Below are 25,717 nucleotides of genomic sequence, written 5' to 3'. Positions count from 1 at the left end.
CTCTGACCGCAGAGAACTGGCACGCCTGTTGCAAATGGCATCCTCATGACAGCCCGAGCTGTCGCGCATCGGAAATTGACCCGGGAGGCCCGGCATGACGCCGGACTGGGTCCAGTGGAGGATCTCATGATTATCGACCAATCCGCGGAACCGCGCGGCAAGACACCTTTCTATCGGCATCTCTACGTCCAGGTCCTGGCGGCGATCGCGGCCGGCATTCTGCTCGGCCATTTCTACCCGTCGCTCGGCACTGAGCTGAAGCCACTCGGCGACGCCTTCATCCGCCTCGTCAAGATGATCATCGCGCCGGTCATCTTCCTGACGGTTGCGACTGGCATTGCCGGCATGACCGATCTCGCCAAGGTCGGCCGCGTCGCCGGCAAGGCAATGATCTACTTCCTGACCTTCTCGACGCTGGCGCTGGTTATCGGCCTGATCGTCGCCAATGTCGTCCAGCCCGGCTCCGGCATGCACATCGATCCCGCCTCGCTCGACGTCAAGGCCGTGACGACCTATGCCGAGAAGGCGCATGAGCAGACGATCACCGGCTTCCTGACGAACATCATCCCGACGACGCTGGTCGGTGCTTTTGCCGAAGGCGACATCCTGCAGGTGCTATTCGTCTCCGTTCTCTTTGGTCTCGCGCTGGCGATGGTCGGCAAGAAGGCCGAGCCGGTCGTCGACTTCCTGCACGCGCTGACGCTGCCGGTCTTCAAGCTCGTCGGCATCCTGATGAAGGCCGCCCCGATCGGTGCCTTCGGCGCCATGGCGTTTACCATCGGCAAATACGGCGTCGGCTCGATCGCCAACCTGGCGATGCTGATCGGCACGTTCTATCTCACGTCCTTCCTCTTCGTATTCCTGGTTCTCGGCGCCGTCGCCCGCTACAACGGCTTCTCGATCATCGCGCTCATCCGCTACATCAAGGAAGAATTGCTGCTGGTGCTCGGCACCTCCTCGTCGGAAGCTGCACTGCCGGGGCTGATGAGCAAGATGGAAAAGGCCGGTTGCAAGCGCTCGGTCGTCGGTCTCGTCATCCCGACCGGCTACTCCTTCAACCTCGACGGCACTAACATCTACATGACGCTGGCGGCTCTCTTCATCGCCCAGGCGATGGATATCCCGCTGTCGCTCGGCGACCAGGTACTGCTGCTGCTCGTCGCCATGCTGAGCTCCAAGGGTGCCGCCGGCATCACCGGCGCCGGCTTCATCACGTTGGCCGCAACGCTCTCGGTCGTACCGGCCGTGCCGGTCGCCGGCATGGCGCTGATCCTCGGCATAGACCGCTTCATGTCGGAATGCCGCGCACTCACCAATTTCGTCGGCAATGCGGTCGCCACGATCGTCGTCGCGAAGTGGGAAGGTGAGTTGGACGAAGCGCAGATGGCCGCGACGCTCGGCGGTCGCGCGCCTGTCGCCGTTCCGCAGCCGGCGCTGCAGCCAGCCGAATAAGCTTGCCTCCCAAGGCATGACTGCCTAAGCGCAGTCCAGACGCGGCTCGTGGCGACACGGGCCGCGTCGTCGCTTGGACCTATTGATCGCTCAACGTCATCTTCGACTTCTCAGGCGCGCCGGCGTTGAGATAGGCGATGAAATCCCGGAGCATAGGCACCCGGCGCGGACGGAAACTCTCGTCCGTCATCCTGATGTCGGCGATGCGGTCGACGCGGAACTTGCGGAAATCCTGGCGCAGGCAACACCATGCGAGCAGCACCAGCATCTGCTCCAGATAGACGATCGCGAGCGGTAATACCTTTCTGTCAGTCCGTTTCTGCCCGGCGTCCACATAACCGATGACGACGGCGCGCTCCTGCCAGCAGGCCTCGCGCAAAAGGCTGACATCAGCCACCGGCGGATCCCTGCGCTCGAAGCGATAGACCTGCGAGGCGGCATGCAGTGCCTGGCGCTGCAGCCGGTCGGGCAACGTCGCCGTTATCTTGGAAAGCACCGCGCCTGCTGCCGCCGCGAGGTCCGGTTCGCCCATGTGCTGCACTTCTGCGAGGCCGAGCACGAGCGCCTCGATCTCCAGTCGCGTGAAGGTTTGCGGCGGCAAGGCGATGTCCTCCGTCAGCCGGTAGCCAAAGCCGCGTTCGCCGTCGATAACGGCGCCGGCAGCACGCAGGCTGTCGATGTCACGATAGAGCGAGCGCAACGACACACCGGTTTCCTCGGCAAGGCGCGCGGCTGTCACCGGAGAGGGCAATGTGCGAAGCGCCTGGAGCAGGCGGAACAGACGATCACTACGGGCCATGGCTTTGGAAGATGGACGAAGCCTACTGACGAAAACTGGCAGTTGGGCGACTGTATAAGACCCGCATCCGCAAAGGCAACCGAGGAACCTTATCATGCTGACGCTGTTTCACGCCCCGCGTTCGCGCTCGTCGCGCATCATCACGCTGCTTCGCGAACTTGACGCCATCGACAAGGTAGAGATCGAGATCGTCGACATCACCCGCGGCGATGGCAGTGGTCGGAGGGACCCGAAGAACCCGCATCCGGAGGGCAAGGTACCGCTGCTTGTGCATGATGGCGTGGTGCTATGGGAAAGCATTGCGATCATTCAGTATCTGACCGACCTTTTCCCGGAAAAGAAGCTGGCGCCGCTTGCCGGCGACCGGGAGCGCGGCCGGTATCTGAGCTGGCTCGCCTGGTATGCGGGCGTGGTCGAGCCCGTGCTGATCATGCAGGCGGCGGGGCTTTCCCATCCCTACCTGGATTTCACCTTCCGCGGTCCGAAGCAGATGGCCGAGCGCCTTGAAAGCGCGCTGAAGGATAGCCCCTATCTGATGGGCGACCACTACACGGCTGTAGACCTGCTGCTGCATTCACCTTTTGCCTGGTATCCTGCAGCGACACCGGACAGCAATGCCGTCAAGACATGGGTCGAGCGTTGTGGCGCGCGTCCGTCGCTGCAATGGACCGCCGACTACGATACTCGCGCCGCGGCCGCGGCCTGACTGCACTGAGTGGCCGCTCGCGCAGAGGGCAGCATTCCTCCGCTATTTTCGTTTGAGGTTTATCTCGCTCGTTACCACTTGCTTGCCCGAAGCGGGATCGACATCAATCGTCGTCAACTGCATTCCATTCGCGCCGATCTTGCGTACGGTCAGATCGGCGCGACGATCGCCGTTGACGTCCTTGGCCCAGCGGATGGTGAGATTGATCGCGTCGCCACGGCGACTGCCGTTGAGCCCGGCGCGCCCGCCACGGGGGCCGAGATAAGAGCCGCTGTAGGTCGAACCTGTGTAGCGCAGCTTCGCGTCGATGGCGCGCGAGATCAGCAGCATCCCCCGGCAGACGCCGGCCATCGACAGCGCGAGGCCGGTTGCCTCGGAGTTGAAGCTGCAGGAAACGGTGATTGGAGACATGTTGGTCCGGATACGAACGACGCCAACGCCCGCCCAGCTACCACCCAATGACTTGAGGAATGCACCCTCATCCGCGCGCCCAACGCCAGGGGCGAGCGCGGTCATGACGACAAGCAACAACCAACGGGGCATGGATGCAACCCTCCGTTCAGCGGCGTCGATAGTACATCAGTGGGCGTCGTGATCACCAGCCGAACGCGTCAGTGTGGCGGATGTTCCGTTCTTCGCCTCAGATCCCGTGCAGAACCTGCGTGGCCTTGACGGCGGCCGACGCCCGGTTCTCGACGCCGAGCTTCACATAGATCTGTTCTAGATGCTTGGTTACGGTACGCGCGCTCAGGCCCAGGATCTCGCCGATGTCGCGGTTCGCCTTGCCCTTGGCGATCCAGAGCAGCACTTCGGATTCCCGCTGCGTCAGCGCGAAATGCTGGCGCAGCATTTCATCGTCCGTCAGCCGGTTCTCGGCCGTCAGGCGAAAGAGATACTCGTTCGGGCCGATACCACCGAGGTAGGATATCTGCAGGCCCGATTGGCCCGGCTGGTCGAGCGTGAAGCTCTCCTCGTGCGATGACGCTCCTCGGGTGCGGCTTTCCATCCAGCGCGCGATGCGTTTCGTAACCGTACCCAATCCATCGTCGCGGCCGGTTGCGGCATTGACGAGGCGGGTCGCCTGAGGCGTCGACCAGCAGATACCGCCATCGGCGCGAACCGCCAGCAGGTGGCGCCCGGCGGCATCGAGCGCGACCCGCGCGCTCTGGGCCGAGCGCGCATTGGACAAATGAACGCGGATGCGCGCCCTCAGTTCGTCGATGTTGATCGGCTTGGTCAAATAGTCGACGCCGCCAGCCTCAAGGGCGCGAACAACATGCTCGGTCTCCGTCAATCCGGTCATGAACAGTACCGGTGTCTGGCCGACGGCGGCATTGGCCTTGAGGCGCCGGCACGTCTCGAAGCCGTCCATGCCAGGCATGACGGCGTCCAGCAGAATGACGTCGGGGGTTATGCGCTCCGCAATCGACAGCGCGGCATTGCCCGACGTGGCGATCAGCGCGGAAAAGCCCGATTGCTCCAGGGCCTCGGTGAGGAAACCGAGGGCTTCCGGTGAATCGTCGACGAGCAGAACGATGTCCCGGCGGTCGTAGGTCTCAGCCACGAGCGTCGCCTCCTTCTTGGGTGCCATTTTTGAGGAAGGCGTCGTAGCCCGAGAGATCGAAGGCCTGCACATAGGAACGGGCTTCTTCGACAAAGGATTGATGTTCGGGCTTCATCGCGATCTCCGTCAGTTTGGCCTCGATGCCCCGGATGTAGCCGATCTCGCCGAGGCGGATCAGTTCCTGGACATGGTGGAGATGCGGGCGCGTCATCGGCCGGGCAATTGGGGCGGTATGCAGTTTTTCTTCGCCTTCGTGGATCCAGGTCAGACCGAGATGGACCGCAAGCTTGTCGACGAGTTGCCCGACGACGAAGGGCTTGGCGAGCGTGTCGTCGTGGCCGGTGAAAGAGCCGATGGTCGATCCGTCGCCGATGTTGGCCGACAGCATGATGATCGGCGCCATTTGTCCGATTTCGCGCAGTCGTCCGGCGAGTTCCCAGCCGTTCATGCCCGGCATCGAAATGTCGATCAAGAAGAGGTCCGGGCTGACGTCTTCAAGGAGAGAGAGGCAGTCGCCTCCGGATGGAACGGCGAAGACCGTGAAATCCATGGGCAGGAGGATTTCACGCATCAGGGCGCGATGATCGGCATTGTCGTCGACGACAACGATCGTGCGCCGCGGGCCGAGATAGGAGGTGATGCGCCGGACGGGCGCTGCAAGCGCCGGACGGTCGATTGCCGAAAGCATCAGCCGGACGCGGAAGCTGGTGCCTTCGCCGAGCTTACTGGTCACGGCGATTTCGCCGCCGAGCGTCTGCGTCAGAAGTCGGGTAATCGTCAGCCCCAGGCCGAGGCCCGGCATGTTGCCTTGATGCTCGGCCTCGCCGCGCTGGAAGGGGTCGAAAATGCGCGGCAGGTCCTTGTCCGCAATGCCGCGGCCGCTGTCGGCAATCGTGAAGGTCGCAACCTGGCTTCGATAGGCGACGTCCAGGCGGATGCCGCCGCGCTCGGTGAACTTCAGCGCGTTGGAGAGAAGGTTGACGAGGATTTGGCGCAGACGCTTCTCGTCGGTCTTCACATAGCGCGGTAGGCTCGCGGCGCGCTCGTGTTCGAAGGTGATGCCCTTGGCCTGCGCCTGCGGTCGGAACATCTCGACGATCTGGTCGAGGAAGTCGTGAATGTTGATCTCGTTGGAATAGATCTGCAGCTTGCCGGCCTCGATCTTGGAAATATCCAGCAACCCGTCGATCAGGCCGGAGAGATGATCGGCACTGCGCTTGATCACCTTGATCGCGCCCTGTCGGGCCGGCGGAATGGTCTCGTCGCGCTCCAGCACCTGGGCATAGCCGAGTACGGCGTTGAGCGGCGTCCTGAGTTCGTGGCTGAGACCGACGACATAGCGGCTCTTGGCACGATTGGCCGCCTCCGCCGTTTCCTTCGCCTGCTGCAGCGCCGCGTCCGTCTTCTTGTGAGCGGCGATTTCTTTCAGAAGGAGGGTGTTCTGGCGCGAGGATTCTTCTTCCGCAACGACGCGGCTGTCATGGGCGAGCACATAGAACCAGGAGACAATGCCCGCGAGCACGGCGAAGACGAAGAAGACGACGGCGATGGTGCGTTCGACGACGGCGGCGGTCTCCGGAGTAGCGCCGGCGGTCTGGTGCGCGATCATCGCCAGGATCAAGCCGATGCCGGCAATCGAGAGGATCGCGCAGATCGCGTAGCGGCCGAGGCGTGTTGCCAGCTTTTCCGTGACGGTGCGCGGAAGCAGGATGTTGGCGACGGCTGCGACCTGAGCGTTGAAGCGCGCCTTCGGCTTGCACATGTCATGGCAACGGCTGTCGAGCGAACAGCAAAGCGAACAGATCGGTGCGGCATAGGCCGGGCACCAGGCCATGTCCTCCGGCTCGAACGGATGCTCGCAGATCGAGCAGGCGATTTCGCTCTGGTTTGCCCAGCTTCTGCGTGGTTTGCGGGCGAGGTAGAATTTGCCGTCTGTCAACCAGGCAATCAGCGGAGAGGCGATGAAGGCGGCGACGAGCGCGATATAGGGCGCAAGCGAAGCGGCGATCTCGCCGAAGGCGCCGAAATGCGCCGTCAGGGCGACCGTCGCCGAGATCGCCATGGCGCCGAGTCCCACCGGGTTGATATCGTAGAGATGGGCGCGCTTGAACTCGATGCCCGGCGGAGAAAGGCCGAGCGGCTTGTTGACGAAGAGGTCGGCCGAAATCGTGCAGAGCCAAGCCATGGCGATGATCGAGAAGACGCCGAGCGTTTCTTCGAGCAGCCGATAAATACCGAGTTCCATCAGGAGAAGCGCGATGGCGACATTGAAGACCAGCCAGACGACGCGGCCCGGGTGACTGTGGGTCAGGCGCGAGAAGAAGTTCGACCAGGCAAGCGAGCCGGCATAGGCGTTCATGACGTTGATTTTCAGCTGCGACACGACGACGAAGGCGACCATCAAGAGCAGCGCAGCCGTTTCGGACGGAATCATGTAGCCGAAGGCGGTGTAGTACATCTGCGCCGGATCAGCGGCCCTGGTCGAGGGCACGCCGCTCGATAGCGCCAGCACGACGAGAAAGGACCCGGCAAGCAGCTTCGGCGCGCCGACGATTACCCAGCCGGAGCCGGCGAGGAAGACGGCGATGCGATGATGCAGCTTGCGCTGCCCGTCCGGCGGCAGGAAGCGCAGGAAGTCGACCTGCTCGCCGATCTGCGCCATCAGCGCGAAGATCACGGCCGACGCTGCACCGAATTCGACGAGACCGAAGGGCGCAAGCGTGCCGGGAGGGCCCGAGGCGTGATGAATGCCGGAATAGGCAAGCCAGGCGCCGACCTTCTCCCAATCGGCGAACGCGATGAAGACGAAGGGCAGGATGTTGAGCACGATCCAGAAGGGCTGGGTCAAAAGCTGGAACTTGCTGATCAGCCGCACACCGTGGGTGACGAGCGGGATGACGACGGCAGCGCTGACGATGTAGCCGACCCACAAGGGGATGCCGAGCGCCAGTTCGAGCGCCCCCGACATGATCGAGGCCTCGATCGCGAAGAGGATGAAGGTGAAGCTCGCATAGATCAGCGAGGTCAGCGTCGAGCCGATATAGCCGAAGCTGGCGCCGCGGGTGAGCAGATCGATGTCGACCCCGTGGCGGATGGCATAGCGGCTGATCGGCAGTCCTACGGTCAGGATCATCAGGCTTGCGACCAGGATCGCGACGATCGCATTGGTGGTGCCGTAGGACATGGTGATCGCGCCGCCGATGGCTTCCAGTGCCAGGAAGGAGATGGCACCGATGGCGGTCTGCGAGATGCGCTCCGAGGAGAAGCGCCGCGCGCTCTTGGCGGTGAAGCGCAGCGCATAGTCTTCAAGCGTCTGGTTGGCGACCCAACGATTGTATTCCCGCCTTATGGGAATGATGCGCTGGCGTGCCGCCATGGGGGTCCTAACGTGCCGTCGAGGGAGTTTCTGCACTTTTTCTTAGCACGGAATATTTCTGCTTAAAATTGCTGCAACGGGGAAAATGTGATGGTCCACACGGAAAAAACCGGACCCTCCGGTTTCGGGCTGTAAGTGCCGAACCGGATGGCTGCCCAGAACGGCCCGGAAGTTCTTGAATGCAGTACGCCGTTAGCTGGGCCGGCAATAGATCGGGTTGCTGATGGCGCGGCGGATCGTACGGTTCGCAAGATCGTCCTCGGAAAGCTGCCAGGGCAAGCCCTTGCCGCGAAGGGCCTCCCGGAATGCCTCGACGATCCCGCCGCGGCTTGCGGTTGAAACGATCTCGGTGCGCAGGAAGCGATCGGGCGCGCCGACATACTGGCCGGTCCAGTCGTCGGCTTCGATCACCTGTTCACCGATGACGCCCGAGGCATCGAGCCACATCAGCTTGTCGCCTTTGGCGCCGCGAACCTGCGCATCCGCTGCCACGGGGCCGGCAACGGTCGATCCCATCGGCTCACCATTGGCAGTGAGTTCCAGATGCGGTCCCGTTGGGCTCTCCGTGACATAGCCGCGGCCGCATTTCATGGCGCCGAGCACGGCCTCTTCGGATAGTTCCTCGAGATGAAGCACGGTCGTCGGACGGGCGAGGACCAGGGGGCCTTCCGGCATCAGGCGGGCCGGCTGGTGAAAGTCGCTCCCGCCGATGGCGGAGATCTTCATGCCTGAGGCGAGGCGCTGCTGGTAGCGCTCCAAGGACACCCAGTTCCAGGCAAGCCAGTGGGATTGCCAGACCTCCATGCAATCGATCTTCGGCAACTCGTAGTCCCAGGGGATCGTCGGCTTGTCGTGGTTGATCGAAAGCAGTCCGCCGCGCTCATGCACCAGGCGCGCGAGCGTGTGGGCGTGCTCGGGTCTCGTCATGCGGAAATCAATCCAGTCGTCGACGCCAAAGACATTGGCGTGGCCGACCGCAGTGGTGACTTCCATGGCACGCACGAAGACGAGGTTTGGAGAAGAGTGCGGATGAAAATAACGTCGCTGGGTGATCGTGTTGTGGTCGGCAACCGCGAGGAAGTCGAGCCCTGCCTGGCGCGCTGCGGTGTGCAACAGTTCCGGCGAGCCTGCCGCATCCGAATGGAAGGTGTGGCAGTGCAGGTCGCCGCGATACCAGCCGGGTCTCTTGCGTATCGGGAACTGTCGCACCGGATGCGGTGCGATCGCGCGCGGACTGCCATCATAGTCGATGGTCACCAGTGCCTCGACGCCGTCGTCAGGGATCTTGTAGAGACCCAGCATGACCTTCCATCGTCCGGGTGGTATCGCGCCATGGACATAGCCGGGCGTGGCGTCGTCGGTGGCGATGAAGAAGCGGTCGCGCGCCCCGCCGCTCCAGCCGCGAAAACCTTGGCTGGTCCGATAATCGGTCGCGCGCGGATCGAGCGCACCGAGATCGATGATGCATTCTTCGGACTTCGGATAGCTGAGCGTCACGTCGATCCGTGTCACGCCGTCCGGCACATCGAAGGGCACATAGAAATAGGGATCGGCGGCCTGGTGCTTGCGGGTGATCCGCACGGCGAATTGCTGCATGGCCGCCTCAGCGCTCGCCGGCCGCGGGAATGCGTGCGCCGTTGTCGTCGAAGAGGGTGACGTGCCTGGTATCGAAGGCGAGGTGCACCGAGGTACCGACTTTGATCTCGTCGTCGGTAAAGATGCGCGCGGTGACGCGGCCATTGTCGCCGCGCTCGAGGGTGACGAGGCTTTCCGGCCCCATGTTCTCATTGGCGAAGAGTGCGCCGGAAAGAATGTTGTGGTCGGTGGGGCCGGCGACGCGCAAATGCTCCGGTCGGACGCCGAGCGTCATCTTTCCGGCCTTTGCCGCGTTGGCGATGGCGTCGTTAAGTACGATCGGCGCGACCTGAAGACCGTCAGCGTTGAGATGCAGCGCTCCTTCGCCGATGGATGCTTCGACGGCAACAAGGTTCATTGGCGGGTTGCCGACGAAATTGGCGACGAAGGTGGTCGCCGGCCGGCGATAGATCTCGATCGGCGGCGCAAACTGCACGATCCGGCCCTTGTCCATGACCGCGATGCGGGTGGCGAGCGCCATGGCCTCGGCCTGGTCGTGGGTGACATAGACCGCTGTCATGCCCATGTCGCGCTGCAGATGGTTCAAGAAACCGCGGGCTTCGAGGCGCAATTTCGCGTCGAGGTTCGAGAGCGGCTCGTCGAAAAGGTAGACCTCGCTCGGATAGACGAGCGCGCGGGCGAGCGAGGTGCGCTGCTGCTGGCCGCCGGAAATCTGGCTCGGCAGGCGCTTCAGGAGATCACCGATCTTCAGCACGTCGGCCACCTCCTTGGCCCGGGCGTGGCGCTTGGTTTCCTGCTCGCCGCGCACCTTCAAGGGATAGGCGATGTTGTCGGCGATGTTCATGTGCGGATAGAGCGCATAATCCTGGAAGACCATGGAAATGCCGCGGTCCTTCGGATGCAGATAGGTGACGTCGCGGCCGCCGATCATCACCCGGCCCGACGTTGGCGTTTCGAGGCCGGCGATCATGCGAAGGCTCGTCGTCTTGCCGCAGCCGGAAGGGCCGAGCAGGCAGATGAACTCACCATCGGCGATTTGGAAGCTGATGTCGGGAACGGCGACGAAGGCGCCGAAGCTCTTGGAGACGTTTTGGAATTCGACAGAGGCCATGGCGGATTTCCGATTAAGACTTGATGCCACCGAAGAACCGGAAACCGAATTTCCAGTTCACGAAGAGGTAGAGGGCGATGACCGGCAGCGAATAGATCAGCGAATAGGCGGCAAGCAGCGTGACGATCGGCGTGCCGGCTTCCGAATAGAAGGAATAGATCGCAACGGACGCCGGCATCAGTTTGTCGCTGCGCAGCAGGATGAAGGGGATGAGGAAGCTGCCCCAGATGTTGACGAAGGCCCAGACGACGACCACGACGATGCCGGGCCGGATGACCGGCAGCGCGACATCGAGGAAAGCCTGCAGCGGCGAGGCGCCGGCGACCATCGCGCTTTCCTCATAGGAGCGGGGGATTGCGTCGATGAAGTCGCGAAGGATGAACATCGCCGTCGGCAACAGCCCGCCGGCGAAGACGAGGATGACGGCGAGATGGGTGTCGATCAGCCCGGCCGCCGAGATGATCAGGAAAATCGGCACCATCGCCGCCGAGCCTGAAACCACGGACGAAAAGAGCAGCAGGATATAGGTGACGGCGCCTTTGCCCGGGATCGGCGAGCGCGAGAGCGCATAGGCCGCAAGCGTCGCCGCCGCGCCGACCAGCACTACGCCGCCTGCCGCTTGGATGAGACTGTTCAAGAGCGCCTGCATGGCGAAGGTGTTCTCAAAGACGGTCACGAAATTCGACAGCGTGAAGGGCGAGGGGATGGCAAGCCCGAGTTCGGCGCGGGCATTGAACGGCGCGAAGATGAACCAGACGAGCGGCAGTGCGAAGACCGTGCCGAGGACGGTGGCGGCAGCCGCAAAGACCGTACGCCTTACGAAGATGTTCTGCGTCCTCTTCTGCATCATTCCGCCTCCACCGGCTTCTTATGGGCTATGCGAAGATAGATGAGCGCGAAGGCTAGGTTGATCAGCATGATGACGACGCCGACGGCAGCGCCCTTGCCGAATTCGAAATCCTTGAAAGCGATGCGATAGGTGTAGATCGAGAGGATCTCGGTGCGATAGGACGGCCCGCCATGGGTGAGCAGGAACGGCGTGAAGACGTTGAAGGTCCACATGGTGATGAGGATCAGGTCCGTCACGACATGACCGCGGATCAGCGGCAGCGCGATGTCGCGCAGCTTCTGCCAGGAGGTGGCGCCGGCAACGTCGGCAGCTTGAAAGTAGCTCGGCGGGATCGACTGGAAGGCCGAGTTGAACAGCATCATCGAGAAGGCGGCACCCCGCCAGGTGTTGAAGAAGACGATGACCCAGAAGGGCTGCTGCAGCAGCCAGTCGCCGGGCGGCAGGCCTAGGCCGCGCAGGATCATGTTGAGGGTGCCGTTGTCGTAGTCGAGAAAGGCGAACCAGGCGAAGCCGATCACCACTTCCGGCAGGATCCAGGCGGCGATGACGGCCGTCTGCAGGAAGGATTTGAGCGTCGGTGTGACCGACTGGCTAAGCCAGGCGAGCAGCAGACCGAGAAGCGCCTGGCCGATCAGCGCCGAGAGCAGCACGAACTGGATCGTCAGGATCAGTGAGAAGCCGAACTGGCCGCGGGTGAAGAAGGTCGCGGGGTTGAAGAGGGCGAAATAATTCTGCAGCCCGACGAAATCAGGGTCGACCGCCGTGCGCCCGAGCAGCGTGCGATTGGTGAAGGAGACGAAGATCACCCAGAAAAAAGGAATGATGACGAAGACCCCGACGAGAGCCGTCGCGGGCGCAAGGAAGAGTGCGCCGGCGCGCGTCGAAAGCAGTGAGAATTTCTTCATGCCCTTTTTTTCCGGATCGGTCGCCCGGCCACTGGAGGGCCGGGCGCGCTGGTCACTGGATTGGGGGTGAGGGGGCCGTATGGGTTCCCGTTTTCACCCCTCGCGGCTTTTAGAGCGTGCTGACGGTGTTTTCTTCGCCGACGATGGCAATGACCGCCGCCTTGTATTGGGCCATCGCATCCTCGGGCGACAGCTCGCCGGAAACGACGCTTTCGGTCATGCGTTGGATCTCGGTCGAGACTTTGTTGTAGTTGGCGTCGTTCGGCCGGGCCGTAGTGATTGGCAGCAGTGTCGTCGCCGTTTCCGTCAGGAACGGCGAATTGGGGATTGCCACGTCGTCGCGGATGCGGATCGCCGGCTGGATCTCCTGGAAGGCCGTGAGTTGCTCCTTGCTGTTCATGAAGGAAAGCAGCGCCCAGGATTCCTGGGGCGCATCGGTATGCGGATTGATGACGAAGCCGGTGCCGCCCGAGACGGTGACGAAATCCTGGCCGCGAAGCCCCTTGCCGGGTGCTGTGGCCGGCATCTTCTTCCAGGTCATGACATTGTCGCGATCGGCCACCGCAAACTCGGCGCCGGGTGCCGTGACGGAGCGGTAGAACCAGTCGCCTTCGACGAGCATCGCGGTCTTGCCGTCACGGAAATTGGCGAAGGTGCGGTTGCGGCCGTCAGCAAGCAACTGCGCGCGTTGATCACCGAGCTTCTCATCGACATAGATCGTCTTGTAGAGCTTCAGCGTGTCGAGAATGCCCTGGCTCGAAACGATGTATTTTCCGCTCTCGTCGGTGACTTGCTCGCCGGTACCGAGCAGTGCCATCCAATAGCCCTGCATCGTCGTTGCCTCGCCCATCGAGACGCCCGCATTGAGCTGCAGCGGGAAGCTCTCGGGTGCCGCCGCCTTGATCTTGCGGGCGGCGTCGAGCAACTCCTCCCAGGATTTCGGCTGCCAGTTGTCGGCGTCGAGCCCGGCGGACTTGAAGAGGTCCTTGCGTACGAAGATCATGCGCGCGTCGGTACCAAGCGCGATGCCGTAGGGCCTGCCCTGGTAGCTCATCAGAGCTTTGGTGCCGTCGGAAATGTGCTGCCAGCCGTCCCATTTCGCAACGTCGGGACCGGCCACTTCCTCGAGTGATTTGAGAAGGTTGCCCTGAACGAAGCTCGGGATGAGAAAGCCGTCGAAGCCCGAGACGTCGGGGCCGGCGCCGGTGGAGAAGTCGAGTGCGAGCTGCTGCGTCAGCTGCTCGTCTTCGCCACCGAACTGCGTCAGCTTGACGGTGACGTCCTTGCCTTCGGCCTTCATCTTCTCGGTGAAGGCTGGAATGACCTTTTGTTCGATCCACTCGGCCATGCCGCTGTTGACGCCACCGACGACGCAGCGGCAGGTGATGTTGAGTTCGGTGGCGCTCGCCGGCGCCGCAAAGGCAATGGCTGCGGCGGCGCTGAGCAATAGGGAATGAAACCTGGTACGCATGTTTTCTCCTCCCGGCGGTCCACTCCGGACCAAAATGTCTGGCTGTGACAGTCCGGCCCTCCTCCAGGTCCGCTGTCCCGACGACGATCAAGAATGAACACGCTTTCATTTTTGTCAACATAGACCATCTGTTCTTTCTACGATTACGACGGGAATTGTTATTCCGCTTGACGAAATCGATAGGTTGTTCTCTTTTGTTGGTGAACACGTTTTCATTTTGTGACGGATAGATGACCGATCGCGCCGACAAGAAAGCCGCCCGAGCCACCGCTGACCAGGTGGCGCGCGAAGCCAATGTTTCCCGCGTTGCCGTATCCCGGGCCTTCAACCCGAACGCCTCGCTGAAGCCGGAGAAGCGCGACCGTATCCTCAAGGTGGCGCGCGAACTGAACTACACGCCCGACATGGCGGCGCGTTCGCTCGTCACCGGCCGTTCGCACCTTGTCGGCATGATCGTGCCCGACGTCTGCAGCCCTTGGGAAAGCCAGGAGATCGACGCGCTGACGACGGCATTGCAGGCGGAGGGTTTCGCAACCCTTCTCTTCAAGGTGAAGGCCGATTTCAGCATGGACCCGCGCTTGCTTACCTATATGCGCGGCTTCAATCCGGATTCGGTAATCGCCTTCACCGAGAACATCCTGCCGGACGTGCTCTGCGGTTTTCTCGATCGCGCCGTGCCGATCTATGTGATCTACGACGACGTCGCGCAGTTTGCGGGGGCGGCATCCGGCACCCTCTACGACCGGCTGCTTGTCCGGCAGAAGAACGGCATCGAGCAGGCCGTGGCCCTGCTTCAGGGCTATGGCGCGCGCCGCATCGCCTATCTCGGCGGCAAAGCGCAATCGCTCGCCAATGCCGAGCGCGAGCGCACGCTGAAGGAGACGCTTGCCGAGCGCGGCATGGATGCGCCGATCGTGCTTCCCGGCGACTATACCTACGAAACCGCCTATCAGGCGACGCTCGACCTCTTTCGGATCGGTGAGGGGGCCGACGCGATCTTCGCGGCCAACGACGTCGGCGCCTTCGGTGCCATCGATGCGCTCCGCCACGAACTTGGCCTTTCCGTGCCCGATGACGTCAAGGTCGTCGGCTTCGACGACATCCCGCAGTCGCACTGGAAGAGCTACAACCTCACCACCGTGCGCATCGACCTCGAAGAGCGGGTGCGCGCGCTCGTTCGCCTGATCCTCATGCGACTTCGGGCACCCGATGCCGAGCCGCTCACCGAGACACTCAACACCCGCCTGATCGTGCGGGGCACCGTCGGCTGAAGGTAATGAACATGACCGAAAAGCGCATCCACGTCGTCTTCAAGACTCATCTCGACATCGGCTTTACCGATCACGCCGAAAAGATTCGTCAGCAGTATCACGAGCGCTTCATTCCGCAGGCGATCGAAACCGGGGCGCATTTCTACAACGAGAATCCACACGAACCGCAATTCATCTGGACGACCGGCGCCTGGCTGATCTGGGACCACCTGCATTCGCGTTCGAAGAACGAGGTCGCGCGACTGGAACAGGCGATCGAGCGCGGCCTGATCCGCTGGCATGCGCTGCCCTTCACGACCCATACGGAGCTGATGTCGCCGGAGCTTTTCCGCGCCGGGCTCTCCCATGCCCAGGAGCTCGACCGTCGCTTCGGTTTGACGACGACCGCCGCCAAGATGACCGACGTGCCCGGCCATACGCTCGGCATGGTGCCGCTGCTTGCGGAAGCGGGCGTGCGCTTCCTGCATATCGGCGTGAACTCGGCTTCGCCGCCACCGGAAATTCCCGATGTCTTCCGCTGGCGGGCGCCGGGCGGCGAGGAAATCGTTGTCATGTACCAGCGCTCCTATGGCGAGACCTATTTCCCGCAAGGCCTTTCCGATGGCCTGAGCTTTGCCCATACGAGCGACAATATCGGCCCGCAGAGCGTGTCGCAGACGGCCGAGGCGTACCGCGATATTCTGAAGCACGAGCCGGGCGCCACCGTGCGTGCCGCGACGCTTGAGGATTACGGTGCGCTTATGTGGGATGCGCGCGCGCGTTTTCCGGTCGTGGAGAAAGAACTCGGCGATAGCTGGATCCATGGCAGCGGCACGGACCCGGAAAAGATCGCCCGTTATCTCGCGTTGCAGCGGCTCTATGGTCGCTTCACGGAAGAGCAGATGACGGCGAGCCGTCAGGCTTTCGGGCGCAAGCTGACGTTGGTCGCCGAACACACCTGCGGCGTCGATATCAAATCCTTCCTGCGCGACGAAAAGGCCTGGGCGCGCCCTGCCTTCGAGGCGGCACGAGGGACCGATCCGCGCTTTCAGTACACGGAGGCTTCGTGGCGGGAGCAGCGCGCCTATCTCGACCAGGCGGTGGCGGAACTGGAAGTCGAGGATGCGGCCCGCGCCGAGGCAGCTCTTGCCGATCTTACGGTTGCGCCGCGACCCGTGCCCGCCGGTGCCGCAACGCGGCTTGAAGTCGGCGGATGGAGCATCGATCTCGATCCGGGGACGGGCGACGTCGCCGCGCTGACTGCACCCGACGGCCGAAAGATTCGCGGCGCCAATGGATCGCTGATGGCCTACCGCTATGAAAGTTATGATGCCGGCGATGTCCGCCGACACATGGATAGCTATCTGACTCATTGGATGGACTGGGCCGTGCTCGATCATGACAAGCCCGGACTTGCTCACGTCGCCGAGGCCCGCTCGCAAGCCTATCGACCGGAGCTTCGAGGCACGACCGCCACATCGATCGTCGCAGCGATGCCGGCCGAGGCGGTGGAGCAATGCGGTGCCCCGGCTGATATTGCGCTGGAATTTTCCGCGACCTCAACCGGCCTCGACGTCCGGCTGACACTTTACGGCAAGAAAGCCAACCGAATGCCGGAGGCGAGCTTCCTGTCTTTCACACCCGAGGGGCGCTCTGCCTGGACCGTGCGCAAAATGGGCCTCTGGCACGACACCGACAATTTCGCCCGTGCCGGCGGCGCCCAGTTGCAGGCGGTCACGGCCGTGCGGGGGCGGCCGGAATCGGGCGCAGAGTTGATGGTCGAGAACCTCGACACGCCGTTGGTCGCGCCTCAGGCATGGCCGTTCATGGCCTTTTGCAAGGACCTGCCCGACTACTCCGCCGGCGTCCGCTTCAACATCCACAACAACAAGTGGGGCACCAACTTCCCCATGTGGTGGGGCGGCGATTTCACCACACGCTTCAAGCTCAGTTTCGTCGACGGCTATTGAGCGCAAGGTTCGAGATTGCGCGCATTCCGAGTGCGGGGGCTGTGCCATCGATGATAGGATGGCGCGGCGTCCGAACCATGGGAGGTCGGAATGTGTCGCCCTGTCATCTCCCTCGTCGCCGGAGGGCTATCCATCACAAGCGCGATCGCGGGAGAGCCGGCGGTCTTCCATGCGGAACATTTCAGCGACGACACGGTCGTCAGCCTTGCACTTGCCGGCAATCGCGCGGCACTGCTGCCCGACTACGCTACGATGTGCTGATCTCGATCTCCTCCCGACGGGTTGTCGATGGGAGCGTGTACAATGATCCCGGAAAGCACCGTGCGCTGGTGAAGTGCAGCGATCCGGCGAAAGTTTCCGTCCGGGGCGTCGACTATCCGGTGCTGGCGTCGGCGCCGGTTGATTGGAAAGCCGATCTCTGGAGGGCTGTTTGTATGGTGCCGGTCTCGTAAGGCGAAGTCACGGCGGTCATGCCGCCGGCGTGGCGGGGCAGATACCAGACATCGACAGGCAGTCTGCGTCCGGGAAGCGTGACGTCCTTCTGCGCCATCCAGTTGGCGGGCGGGACGGGCGTCATGAGGCGCGCCATCAGCGCAGCCGATACCGCCAGCGGCGCATCAAGCGATTTGGTCAGGCTTTCCAGGCGCTGGGCGACATTGACCGCGTCGCCTATGACGGTGAATTCGCTATGGCAACCGCTGTCCAGCACGCCGCCTACCACCTTGCCGTAGTGCAGGCCGATGCCGGCATCGAGGGCGGGGTGGCCGTTGAGGGCGTTGTGGTTCTTCCAGTCGTTCAGGGCGTCGACGAGATCGAGGGCGCAGGCCATCGCCCGATCCGCATCGTCGTCCATGGGCCTCGGTTGACCGAAGACCGCCATCACGCCGTCACCAATGAATTTGTCGACGGTGCCGCCATGTTCGAAAATCGTCTGCGAGACGAGCTGGCGATACTCAGCCAGCACGAAGGCGAGTTCCGGAGCAGGTGCGGTCTCGGCGAAACGAGTGAAATCGCGCAGATCAACGAACATGATTGCCGCATTCCGGCGATCCAGACCAAGAGCCCCTCCACGCTCCTCAAGTTCCGAGACCACCAGCGGCGAGAAAAACCGGGAGAGGTTGAGGCGCCGCTGGTCAGCCTTGAGGGCCTCCTTGCGCGTCCGGTCGTGATCGCGCGCGAGAAGATAGATGGCGAAGGCGGTGAAACCGAAACTGACGGTCAGGCCGAGATCCTGATTGAAGAACGAGCCGAGCAGCGAGAGCACCCCCGCGGTGGGATGTCTTGCGGCCGTAATTGCCAGCATCGTCACCCAGGACGTGAGCACGATGCCGGAGAAAATAAGGACGAGTCGTCTTTCCAGCTTGAGGCCGACATGGACGAGCAGGATGAACGCCACGACCAAGCTCGTCGTCGTCAGGTTGTGGTTTTCGTTGACCGGCCCGGCGAGGATGTGTGCGTAAAGGAGCAGCGCGACCAACAGGGCGTCAAGGACGACAAAGGCCGTCTTCAGCCACGCGCGCCCGGACAGGTAGCGCGCCATTGCCACGGAAGCGACGCTGATGACCAGATAGCTGACGACCACGATCGAGTGCATTCGTTCGGCACCCTCGTTGCCACCAAGCAGGAGGTTTGCCAAAAGGATAGCAAAGGCGACGAAGCGAAGAAGGATCGAGCGTATCTCGCGGGCAAAATCCCATTGGGGGTGTAGTGAGGACGTCATGTTTGTCGGCCCTGAGATTTGAATGTCTTGCCCATGCCTGCGGACGACCACGGGCTAAAAGTTGTCACCAAAAAGTTGCCAACTATCAGCTTTGCTACTGTTCGATTCGCGTCGAATATGTGGCGAGGCCAAACGGTCCACTGAGGGTGGGTCGGTCTGTTGTAGGGCTTCCAACGATGGCAAGGTCAAGCGTTGGCGATCGAAGGAAACGAACGGGTGGCCTCGTCTGCGGCGCGCATCGCCAGGTACTTCCTCTTTGCCCCCCGCATCTACGTAGAATGACGTATGTGCAGTGCAGCGTGACTGTCCGATGATCCCTCAAGCAACGGCTAAAAAACTCGAAAGCCGCGCTGCTTAGAACGAGAGGGGTTCCATCAGATGACTATCAGGGCAAGCGTCACCGGCGCATTCCTCGCAGCCGTCCTGTCGACGACGGCATTCAACGGCGCCTTTGCCGCCGATGACACGATCAAGGTCGGCATCCTGCATTCGCTCTCCGGTACCATGGCGATCTCCGAGACGACTCTGAAAGATGCCATGCTGATGCTGATCGACGAGCAGAACAAGAAAGGCGGCCTGCTCGGCAAGAAGCTCGAAGCCGTCGTCGTCGACCCGGCGTCCGACTGGCCGCTCTTTGCCGAAAAGGCGCGCGAACTGATCTCGGTCGACAAGGTTTCGGCAGTCTTCGGTTGCTGGACCTCGGTGTCGCGCAAGTCGGTTCTGCCGGTCTTCGAGGAGCTCAACTCGATCCTCTTCTATCCCGTCCAGTACGAAGGCGAGGAAAGCCAGCGAAACGTTTTCTACACGGGGGCCGCGCCGAACCAGCAGGCAATCCCGGCCGTCGACTACCTGATGGAGAACGAAAGCGTCGAGCGCTGGGTGCTCGCCGGTACCGACTACGTTTATCCGCGCACGACCAACAAGATCCTCGAGGCCTATCTGATTTCCAAGGGCGTGAAGCCTGAAGACATCATGATCAACTACACGCCTTTCGGCCATTCCGACTGGCAGACGATCGTTTCCGACATCAAGAAGTTCGGCTCGGCCGGCAAGAAGACGGCGGTCGTCTCGACCATCAACGGCGACGCCAACGTGCCCTTCTACAAGGAACTAGCGAACCAGGGCGTCAAGGCCGAGGATATCCCCGTCGTCGCCTTCTCGGTCGGCGAAGAGGAACTCGCCGGCCTCGATACAGGCCCACTTGTCGGGCATCTCGCGGCGTGGAACTACTTCCAGTCGGTCGACACACCGGCCAATGCCGAGTTCATCAAGACCTGGAAGGCCTATACCAAGAACGACAAGCGCGTGACCAACGACCCGATGGAAGCGCACTATATCGGCTTCAATATGTGGCTGAAGGCCGTCGAGAAGGCCGGCACGACCGATACGGATGCCGTTCTCGACGCGATGATCGGCATCTCGGTGCCGAACCTTTCCGGTGGCTATTCGACGATGATGCCGAACCACCACATCACCAAGCCGGTGCTGATCGGCGAGATCCAGGGCGATGGCCAGTTCGAGACCGTCTGGGAAACCCCCGGCCTCGTCGTCGGCGACGAATGGTCCGACTATCTGCCCGACTCGAAGGACCTGATCTCCGATTGGCGCGCGCCGATGTCCTGCGGCAATTTCAACGTCGCCACCGGCAAATGCGGCGGCAAAGGCTCCTGATTTCATCACGTAGTCATAGACCGGGCGGGCAGTCCGCCCGGGCAATCCTTGCATGACGAAATCCGGGGGCGAGCATCCCTCCGTCCGGTGATGCGGCCGGGCGGAGGGATCTTAACGCCAAAACCTCGACCGAAGCGCCGGTCGCCAGCGCGATGCGCAAGACCCGAGCGAGAGGGCAATGTACCGAATTCTGCAGATCCTGTTTGTTGCGCTCTGCCTGTTGATTTCGACCCATGTGGTCGGATCCCGTGCGGCGGACGACCTTGGCGCGTTGGTCGATCAACTCGGCGTCGCGAAACTCTCTGATATGGACGAGCGCATCTCGGCGCTCGCCAAGACCGGTGATGCCAAGGCCATTCCCGTGCTTGAGGCTCTGGGCGAAGGCGAACTCTACCAGCGCAAGTCCGACGGCAAGGTCTTCCTGGTCAAAGCGCAAGGCGCGGACCTGCTGCTGATTGATCCCGTGACGGGAATGGAAGCTGGGCAAGCGCCGAAGGCGGCCATGCAGAAGGTCAAGGTCAACAATGCCGTGCGTCGCGCCGTGCGCAGCGCGCTCGGCGGCCTGACCCTTTTCAGCGATGACGCGAGCGCGCGGCTGAAGGCGGCGCAATCCATGCTGCAGGCGCCGAACGCCGATGCGCTCGAGGCGATCGAGGCCGCGATTGCGACCGAAAAGGATGCAACTGTTCGTAAGGTTCTCGACGAGGCACGCGCCGTGACGCTCCTCCTGTCAGAGCGAAGCGACGAGGAAAAGCGCCAGGCGATGACACTCCTCGCCGAGGGCAATGGGCGCACCGGGCTTGCCGTTCTGACATCCGCACTCGCAAATGCCGATGCTGCGCTCAAACCCGATATCGAAGCGGCGATTGCCCGCATCGAACAGACCCAGGCGCTCTGGAGCGCCGGCCAGAACGTCTGGTACGGCCTGTCGCTCGGCTCGGTCCTTTTGCTGGCGGCGATTGGGCTTGCCATCACTTTTGGCGTCATGGGCATCATCAACATGGCCCATGGCGAGATGGTGATGCTTGGCGCCTATACGACCTTCCTCGTGCAGGAGGTCATACGCAACTCTTATCCCGGCCTTTTCGACTGGTCGCTGGCGATCGCGCTGCCGCTCGCCTTTCTGGTGACCGGCGCCGTCGGCCTTGCGATCGAACGCGGCGTCATCCGCTTCCTTTATGGGCGCCCGCTGGAGACGCTGCTTGCCACCTGGGGCATTTCGCTGATCCTGCAGCAGGCGGTGCGATCGATCTTCGGGCCGACGAACCGCGAGGTCGGCAACCCCTCCTGGATGGCTGGTGCCTTCGAGCTCGGCGGGTTGACGATCACCTGGAACCGGCTGTGGATCATCGTCTTCGCGCTGACGGTTTTCGCGGCACTTCTGTTCCTGCTCAAGAAAACGCCGATGGGCCTGCGTATGCGGGCCGTCACACAGAACCGACGCATGGCGTCCTCCATGGGCATCCGCACGCCCTTCGTCGATGCACTCACCTTCGCGCTTGGTTCCGGCATCGCCGGCATGGCGGGAGTGGCGCTTTCGCAGATCGACAATGTCTCGCCCAATCTCGGTCAGGGCTACATCATCGACAGCTTCATGGTCGTCGTCTTCGGCGGTGTCGGCAATCTCTGGGGCACGCTCGTCGGCGCCTTCTCGCTCGGCATCCTCAACAAGTTCCTGGAACCCTATGCCGGCGCCGTGCTTGGGAAGATCCTCGTCCTGGTCCTGATCATCCTCTTCATCCAGAAGAAACCGCGCGGCCTCTTCGCGCTCAAGGGAAGGGCGGTTGAAGCATGATCACCTCGTTTCTGATGAAATCGCTCGATCGCAGCATCCTCATTGTCGTGGCGATCCTCGTTGGCCTCGCGCTCCTCGTTCCAGCGCTCAACCTTTTGACCGCGCCCAACCATCCGTTGCATGTGCCGACCTACCTGGTGTCGCTGTTCGGCAAGTATCTCACCTATGCGTTGCTGGCGCTGGCGCTCGATCTCGTCTGGGGTTTCTGCGGTATCCTTTCGCTGGGCCATGCTGCCTTCTTCGCGCTCGGCGGCTATGCCATGGGTATGTATCTCATGCGCCAGATCGGTGCGCGCGGCTCCTACGGCAATCCGCTGCTGCCGGATTTCATGGTGTTCCTCAACTGGAAGGAACTGCCCTGGTTCTGGTACGGCTTCGACATGTTCTGGTTCGCCGCATTGATGGTCGTACTGGTGCCGGGTGTGCTTGCTTTCGTCTTCGGCTGGTTCGCCTTCCGCTCGCGCGTCAACGGCGTCTATCTCTCGATCATCACTCAAGCGATGACCTATGCGCTGCTGCTCGCCTTCTTCCGCAACGACATGGGCTTCGGCGGCAACAACGGGCTGACCGACTTCAAGGAGATTCTCGGCTTCAACATCCAGGCGGATGGCACGCGCGCCGTACTCTTTGCCGCCTCTGCACTGATGCTGGCGAGCTGCCTTGTTCTCACTGCTGCGATCGTGCGCTCCAAATACGGCAAGGTGCTCGTGGCGGTGCGCGACGCCGAGAGCCGAACCCGCTTCCTCGGCTATCGGGTGGAACACATCAAGCTCTTCGCCTTCACCGTCTCGGCGATGATGGCGGGCATCGCCGGTGCGCTTTATGTGCCGCAGGTCGGCATTATCAATCCCGGCGAGTTCGAACCCGGCAATTCGATCGAGGTGGTAATCTGGACGGCGGTTGGCGGCCGCGGCACGCTGATCGGGCCGATTGTCGGCGCCATTTTCGTCAATGGTGGAAAAAGCATCTTCACGGCGGCGTTTCCAGAATTCTGGCTCTTTGCGCTCGGCGGTCTCTTCGTGCTCGTCACCTTGTTCCTGCCGAAGGGCATCGTCGGAACGGCCGGCACCTATTTCACCCGCCGTCGCGCTGAACGAAAGGCGCGCGCGAACGAAGCGCCGGACAATCTGGCGGTTGAACCCATGGCGGCGGAGTAAGCGACATGAACCAGACCATCGGCCAGAGCAAGCCCACGAGCATTCTCTATCTTGACGGCGTTTCCGTCTCCTTCGACGGCTTCAAGGCGCTGAACGCGCTCTCCTTCGTCATCGAGCCCGGCGAACTCCGGGCGATCATTGGCCCGAACGGTGCCGGCAAGACGACGATGATGGACATCATCACCGGCAAGACCCGGCCTGATGAGGGGCAGGTCTTCTTCAAGGGCGAGATCGACCTGACGAAGAAGGACGAGGCGGAGATTGCATCGCTCGGCATCGGCCGCAAGTTCCAGAAGCCGACCGTCTTCGAAAGCCATACGGTGTGGGACAATCTCGAACTTGCTCTCAACCGGAAACGGGGGGTGTTTCCAACGCTCTTCTATCGTCTGACGGCCGAGGACAAGATCCGCATTGAGGATATCCTTGCGACCATCCGGCTCACGGCTCGCCGCGACGATCTCGCCGCCAACCTTTCGCACGGCCAGAAGCAATGGCTGGAGATCGGCATGCTGCTCGCTCAGGAACCGGAACTGCTACTGGTCGACGAACCGGTCGCTGGCATGACGGACGCGGAAACGGCCGAGACGGCCGTTCTGCTCAAGGAGATCGCCAAGACCCGATCCGTCGTCGTCGTCGAGCATGACATGGGTTTTATCCGCGAATTGGGGGTCAAGGTTACCTGCCTTGCCGAAGGTATGGTGTTGGCGGAAGGCTCGATCGACTTCGTCAGCAGCGATCCGAAGGTGATCGAGAACTATCTCGGGCGCTGATTTCGATGCCGGAATTGTTTGAGGAGGGCGCGTCATGCTGAGTGTCGAAAACATCAATCTTCACTACGGTGCCGCGCAGGCGCTGCGCAATGTGTCGATCACCGCCGAGATGGGCAGGATCACCTGTGTGCTCGGGCGCAACGGCGTCGGCAAGTCGAGCCTGCTTCGGGCCGTCACCGGCCAGCATCCGGTCAGCGCCGGTGCGATCGGCTTCAACGGCGTGGCACTCGCGGGCATGGCACCTTACCGTCGCGCCAAGGAAGGCATCGGCTACGTGCCGCAGGGCCGTGAGATCTTTCCACTGCTGACGGTCAAGGAAAACCTCGAAACAGGTTTCGCGCCGTTGAAGCGCGCAGATCGCTCCATACCGGAGGATGTCTTCAATCTCTTCCCAGTTCTTCGCTCGATGCTCGGGCGTCGCGGCGGGGATCTCTCCGGTGGCCAGCAACAACAACTGGCGATCGGCCGGGCGCTGGTGACGCGCCCGAAGATATTGGTGCTCGATGAGCCGACCGAGGGCATCCAGCCTTCGATCATCAAGGATATCGGCCGGGCAATCCGCTACCTCCGGGATTCGACCGGCATGGCAATCCTGCTTGTCGAACAATATCTCGATTTTTGCCGGGAACTTGCCGACCACGTCTATATCATGGACCGCGGCGCCGTGGTTCACGAGGGGCCGCCCGAGACGTTGGATACGGCAGAGGCGCGGCGTCATCTCACCGTGTAATCACTTTCGCGGGCACCGGTGACGGCGGCTCGACGCCGTGTGGTTCAAGTGCGGCGCCACCCGTTCCCCTTTTCGCTCCGACAGAGGCTGCTGATTTCGCCTTCTGGGGATTGTTTGCCTCGGAACAAGCTGCCGCCAGCGATCTTCTCGGTGAAATTCTCATTTTGCCATGAAAGCGCCAACAAAGCGCACTAAATCTATGCAGTAACTTACGTAATTTCTTGAGAATGGTGCGGTTTGGGTGTAGGACATCCTAAGCGAAAGAGTGCGGCCGTCACAACCCGTTGCTTCTGGCGGATGCCCGAGGAGCGGACTTGTGGCGGCCTTCTTGTTCACGAAAGCGAAGTGACATGTTGACCAAAAAAGGAAAATACGGGCTCAAGGCCCTAGTCGACCTGGCTCAACTGGAGCCCGGAGAGACCGCCTTCATCACCGAGATCGCAACGCGGAACAATATTCCGAAGAAGTTTTTGGACGCGATCCTGCTCGAGTTGCGCAATGCCGGCATCCTTCGTTCGAAGAAGGGCCCAGGCGGGGGGTACTCGCTCTCCCGGCCTGCCTCCGACATTCGCATCGGCCAGGTGATCCGCACGCTGGATGGGCCGCTGGCGCCGATCCGCTGCGCCAGCCGCACCGCCTTCGAGGCCTGCGACGATTGCGCCGATCCGGTGAACTGTCATGTGCGCAAGTCGATGAGCGATGTCCGCGACGCGATCGCCTCGATCCTCGACAACATGACGCTGGAGCAGTTTGCAGCCAACGACAATGCTTCTGAGATCGTGGCGCTGCGCGATGCGGAGGCCGGTTGAGGCGGTCAACGGCCG

General features: G+C 62.2%; 21 protein-coding genes. 11 read left to right on the top strand and 10 right to left on the bottom strand.

Going from position 1 to position 25,717, the window contains the following annotated elements; genetic code table 11:
* The first annotated feature begins 126 nt into the window (after positions 1 to 126).
* Positions 127 to 1,452 (top strand): dicarboxylate/amino acid:cation symporter, encoded by a 1,326-nt coding sequence (locus ACQ5BM_RS17880; protein ID WP_334197084.1) that lies wholly within the window; start codon positions 127 to 129, stop codon positions 1,450 to 1,452.
* Positions 1,453 to 1,531: 79 nt separating this feature from the next.
* Here the strand turns inward: ACQ5BM_RS17880 and ACQ5BM_RS17875 are convergent, their stop codons facing one another.
* Positions 1,532 to 2,251, bottom strand: coding sequence for a helix-turn-helix transcriptional regulator (locus tag ACQ5BM_RS17875; RefSeq protein ID WP_429813861.1), 720 nt, complete (start codon positions 2,249 to 2,251; stop codon positions 1,532 to 1,534).
* A 94-nt stretch (positions 2,252 to 2,345) separates the two neighbouring features.
* On the opposite strand from ACQ5BM_RS17875, the gene ACQ5BM_RS17870 reads away from it, so the two are divergent.
* Positions 2,346 to 2,957: a glutathione S-transferase family protein gene (locus ACQ5BM_RS17870; RefSeq protein ID WP_429813858.1), complete on the top strand. Its 612-nt coding sequence runs from the start codon at positions 2,346 to 2,348 to the stop codon at positions 2,955 to 2,957.
* Positions 2,958 to 2,999: 42 nt separating this feature from the next.
* Here the strand turns inward: ACQ5BM_RS17870 and ACQ5BM_RS17865 are convergent, their stop codons facing one another.
* The 8 genes from ACQ5BM_RS17865 to ACQ5BM_RS17830 all read right to left on the bottom strand — a co-directional run bounded on the left by ACQ5BM_RS17865 (position 3,000) and on the right by ACQ5BM_RS17830 (position 13,830).
* Positions 3,000 to 3,500 (bottom strand): hypothetical protein, encoded by a 501-nt coding sequence (locus tag ACQ5BM_RS17865; protein WP_429813856.1) that lies wholly within the window; start codon positions 3,498 to 3,500, stop codon positions 3,000 to 3,002.
* A gap of 97 nt (positions 3,501 to 3,597) precedes the next feature.
* Positions 3,598 to 4,521, bottom strand: a complete 924-nt coding sequence (locus ACQ5BM_RS17860; RefSeq protein ID WP_429813853.1) for a response regulator — start codon at positions 4,519 to 4,521, stop codon at positions 3,598 to 3,600.
* Complete coding sequence (locus ACQ5BM_RS17855) at positions 4,514 to 7,897, bottom strand: hybrid sensor histidine kinase/response regulator (protein ID WP_429813850.1); 3,384 nt, start codon at positions 7,895 to 7,897, stop codon at positions 4,514 to 4,516. The genes ACQ5BM_RS17860 and ACQ5BM_RS17855 overlap by 8 nt, the downstream gene beginning before the upstream one ends.
* A gap of 192 nt (positions 7,898 to 8,089) precedes the next feature.
* Entirely contained in the window at positions 8,090 to 9,493 is a 1,404-nt protein-coding gene (locus ACQ5BM_RS17850) for a CehA/McbA family metallohydrolase (protein ID WP_429813848.1), read from the bottom strand.
* Positions 9,494 to 9,500: 7 nt separating this feature from the next.
* Entirely contained in the window at positions 9,501 to 10,604 is a 1,104-nt protein-coding gene (locus ACQ5BM_RS17845) for an ABC transporter ATP-binding protein (protein WP_429813845.1), read from the bottom strand.
* A 13-nt stretch (positions 10,605 to 10,617) separates the two neighbouring features.
* Positions 10,618 to 11,451, bottom strand: coding sequence for a carbohydrate ABC transporter permease (locus tag ACQ5BM_RS17840; RefSeq protein ID WP_429813842.1), 834 nt, complete (start codon positions 11,449 to 11,451; stop codon positions 10,618 to 10,620).
* Positions 11,451 to 12,359: a carbohydrate ABC transporter permease gene (locus ACQ5BM_RS17835; RefSeq protein WP_429813840.1), complete on the bottom strand. Its 909-nt coding sequence runs from the start codon at positions 12,357 to 12,359 to the stop codon at positions 11,451 to 11,453. The genes ACQ5BM_RS17840 and ACQ5BM_RS17835 overlap by 1 nt, the downstream gene beginning before the upstream one ends.
* A 109-nt stretch (positions 12,360 to 12,468) precedes the next feature.
* A complete protein-coding gene (locus ACQ5BM_RS17830) occupies positions 12,469 to 13,830 on the bottom strand; it encodes an extracellular solute-binding protein (RefSeq protein ID WP_429813837.1) in 1,362 nt (453 codons plus the stop codon).
* Between the two features lie 230 nt (positions 13,831 to 14,060).
* Here ACQ5BM_RS17830 and ACQ5BM_RS17825 point away from each other — a divergent pair, with 230 nt between their 5' ends.
* The 3 genes from ACQ5BM_RS17825 to ACQ5BM_RS17815 all read left to right on the top strand — a co-directional run bounded on the left by ACQ5BM_RS17825 (position 14,061) and on the right by ACQ5BM_RS17815 (position 17,311).
* A complete protein-coding gene (locus tag ACQ5BM_RS17825; protein ID WP_429813834.1) occupies positions 14,061 to 15,101 on the top strand; it encodes a LacI family DNA-binding transcriptional regulator in 1,041 nt (346 codons plus the stop codon).
* An 11-nt stretch (positions 15,102 to 15,112) separates the two neighbouring features.
* Entirely contained in the window at positions 15,113 to 17,050 is a 1,938-nt protein-coding gene (locus ACQ5BM_RS17820; RefSeq protein WP_429813831.1) for a DUF5054 domain-containing protein, read from the top strand.
* Positions 17,051 to 17,140: 90 nt separating this feature from the next.
* The gene (locus tag ACQ5BM_RS17815; protein ID WP_429813828.1) at positions 17,141 to 17,311 is read left to right on the top strand and encodes a hypothetical protein; all 171 of its coding nucleotides are present in this window, start codon (positions 17,141 to 17,143) and stop codon (positions 17,309 to 17,311) included.
* A 112-nt stretch (positions 17,312 to 17,423) separates the two neighbouring features.
* On the opposite strand, the gene ACQ5BM_RS17810 is transcribed toward ACQ5BM_RS17815, so the two are convergent.
* Entirely contained in the window at positions 17,424 to 18,770 is a 1,347-nt protein-coding gene (locus tag ACQ5BM_RS17810) for an adenylate/guanylate cyclase domain-containing protein (RefSeq protein WP_429813825.1), read from the bottom strand.
* Positions 18,771 to 19,148: 378 nt separating this feature from the next.
* Here ACQ5BM_RS17810 and urtA point away from each other — a divergent pair, with 378 nt between their 5' ends.
* From urtA to ACQ5BM_RS17780, 6 genes are all read left to right on the top strand, one after another.
* Entirely contained in the window at positions 19,149 to 20,441 is a 1,293-nt protein-coding gene (gene urtA / locus ACQ5BM_RS17805; RefSeq protein WP_334197069.1) for an urea ABC transporter substrate-binding protein, read from the top strand.
* Positions 20,442 to 20,619: 178 nt separating this feature from the next.
* Positions 20,620 to 22,236 (top strand): urea ABC transporter permease subunit UrtB, encoded by a 1,617-nt coding sequence (urtB, locus tag ACQ5BM_RS17800; protein ID WP_429813822.1) that lies wholly within the window; start codon positions 20,620 to 20,622, stop codon positions 22,234 to 22,236.
* A complete protein-coding gene (gene urtC / locus ACQ5BM_RS17795) occupies positions 22,233 to 23,393 on the top strand; it encodes an urea ABC transporter permease subunit UrtC (RefSeq protein ID WP_429813820.1) in 1,161 nt (386 codons plus the stop codon). Before urtB ends, urtC begins: the two co-directional genes overlap by 4 nt.
* A 5-nt stretch (positions 23,394 to 23,398) precedes the next feature.
* Positions 23,399 to 24,163 (top strand): urea ABC transporter ATP-binding protein UrtD, encoded by a 765-nt coding sequence (gene urtD / locus ACQ5BM_RS17790; protein WP_429813817.1) that lies wholly within the window; start codon positions 23,399 to 23,401, stop codon positions 24,161 to 24,163.
* A gap of 34 nt (positions 24,164 to 24,197) precedes the next feature.
* Positions 24,198 to 24,893, top strand: a complete 696-nt coding sequence (gene urtE / locus ACQ5BM_RS17785; RefSeq protein ID WP_429813815.1) for an urea ABC transporter ATP-binding subunit UrtE — start codon at positions 24,198 to 24,200, stop codon at positions 24,891 to 24,893.
* 350 nt (positions 24,894 to 25,243) lie between these two features.
* Entirely contained in the window at positions 25,244 to 25,702 is a 459-nt protein-coding gene (locus ACQ5BM_RS17780) for an RrF2 family transcriptional regulator (RefSeq protein WP_429813813.1), read from the top strand.
* The last annotated feature ends 15 nt before the right edge of the window (positions 25,703 to 25,717 follow it).

It is taken from the genome of Ensifer sp. B1-9 (assembly GCF_050474445.1).
Classification (GTDB): Bacteria; Pseudomonadota; Alphaproteobacteria; order Rhizobiales; family Rhizobiaceae; genus Ensifer.
The sequence above is the reverse complement of the archived record's forward strand: the minus strand, read 5'-3'. Positions and strand labels throughout refer to the sequence as shown.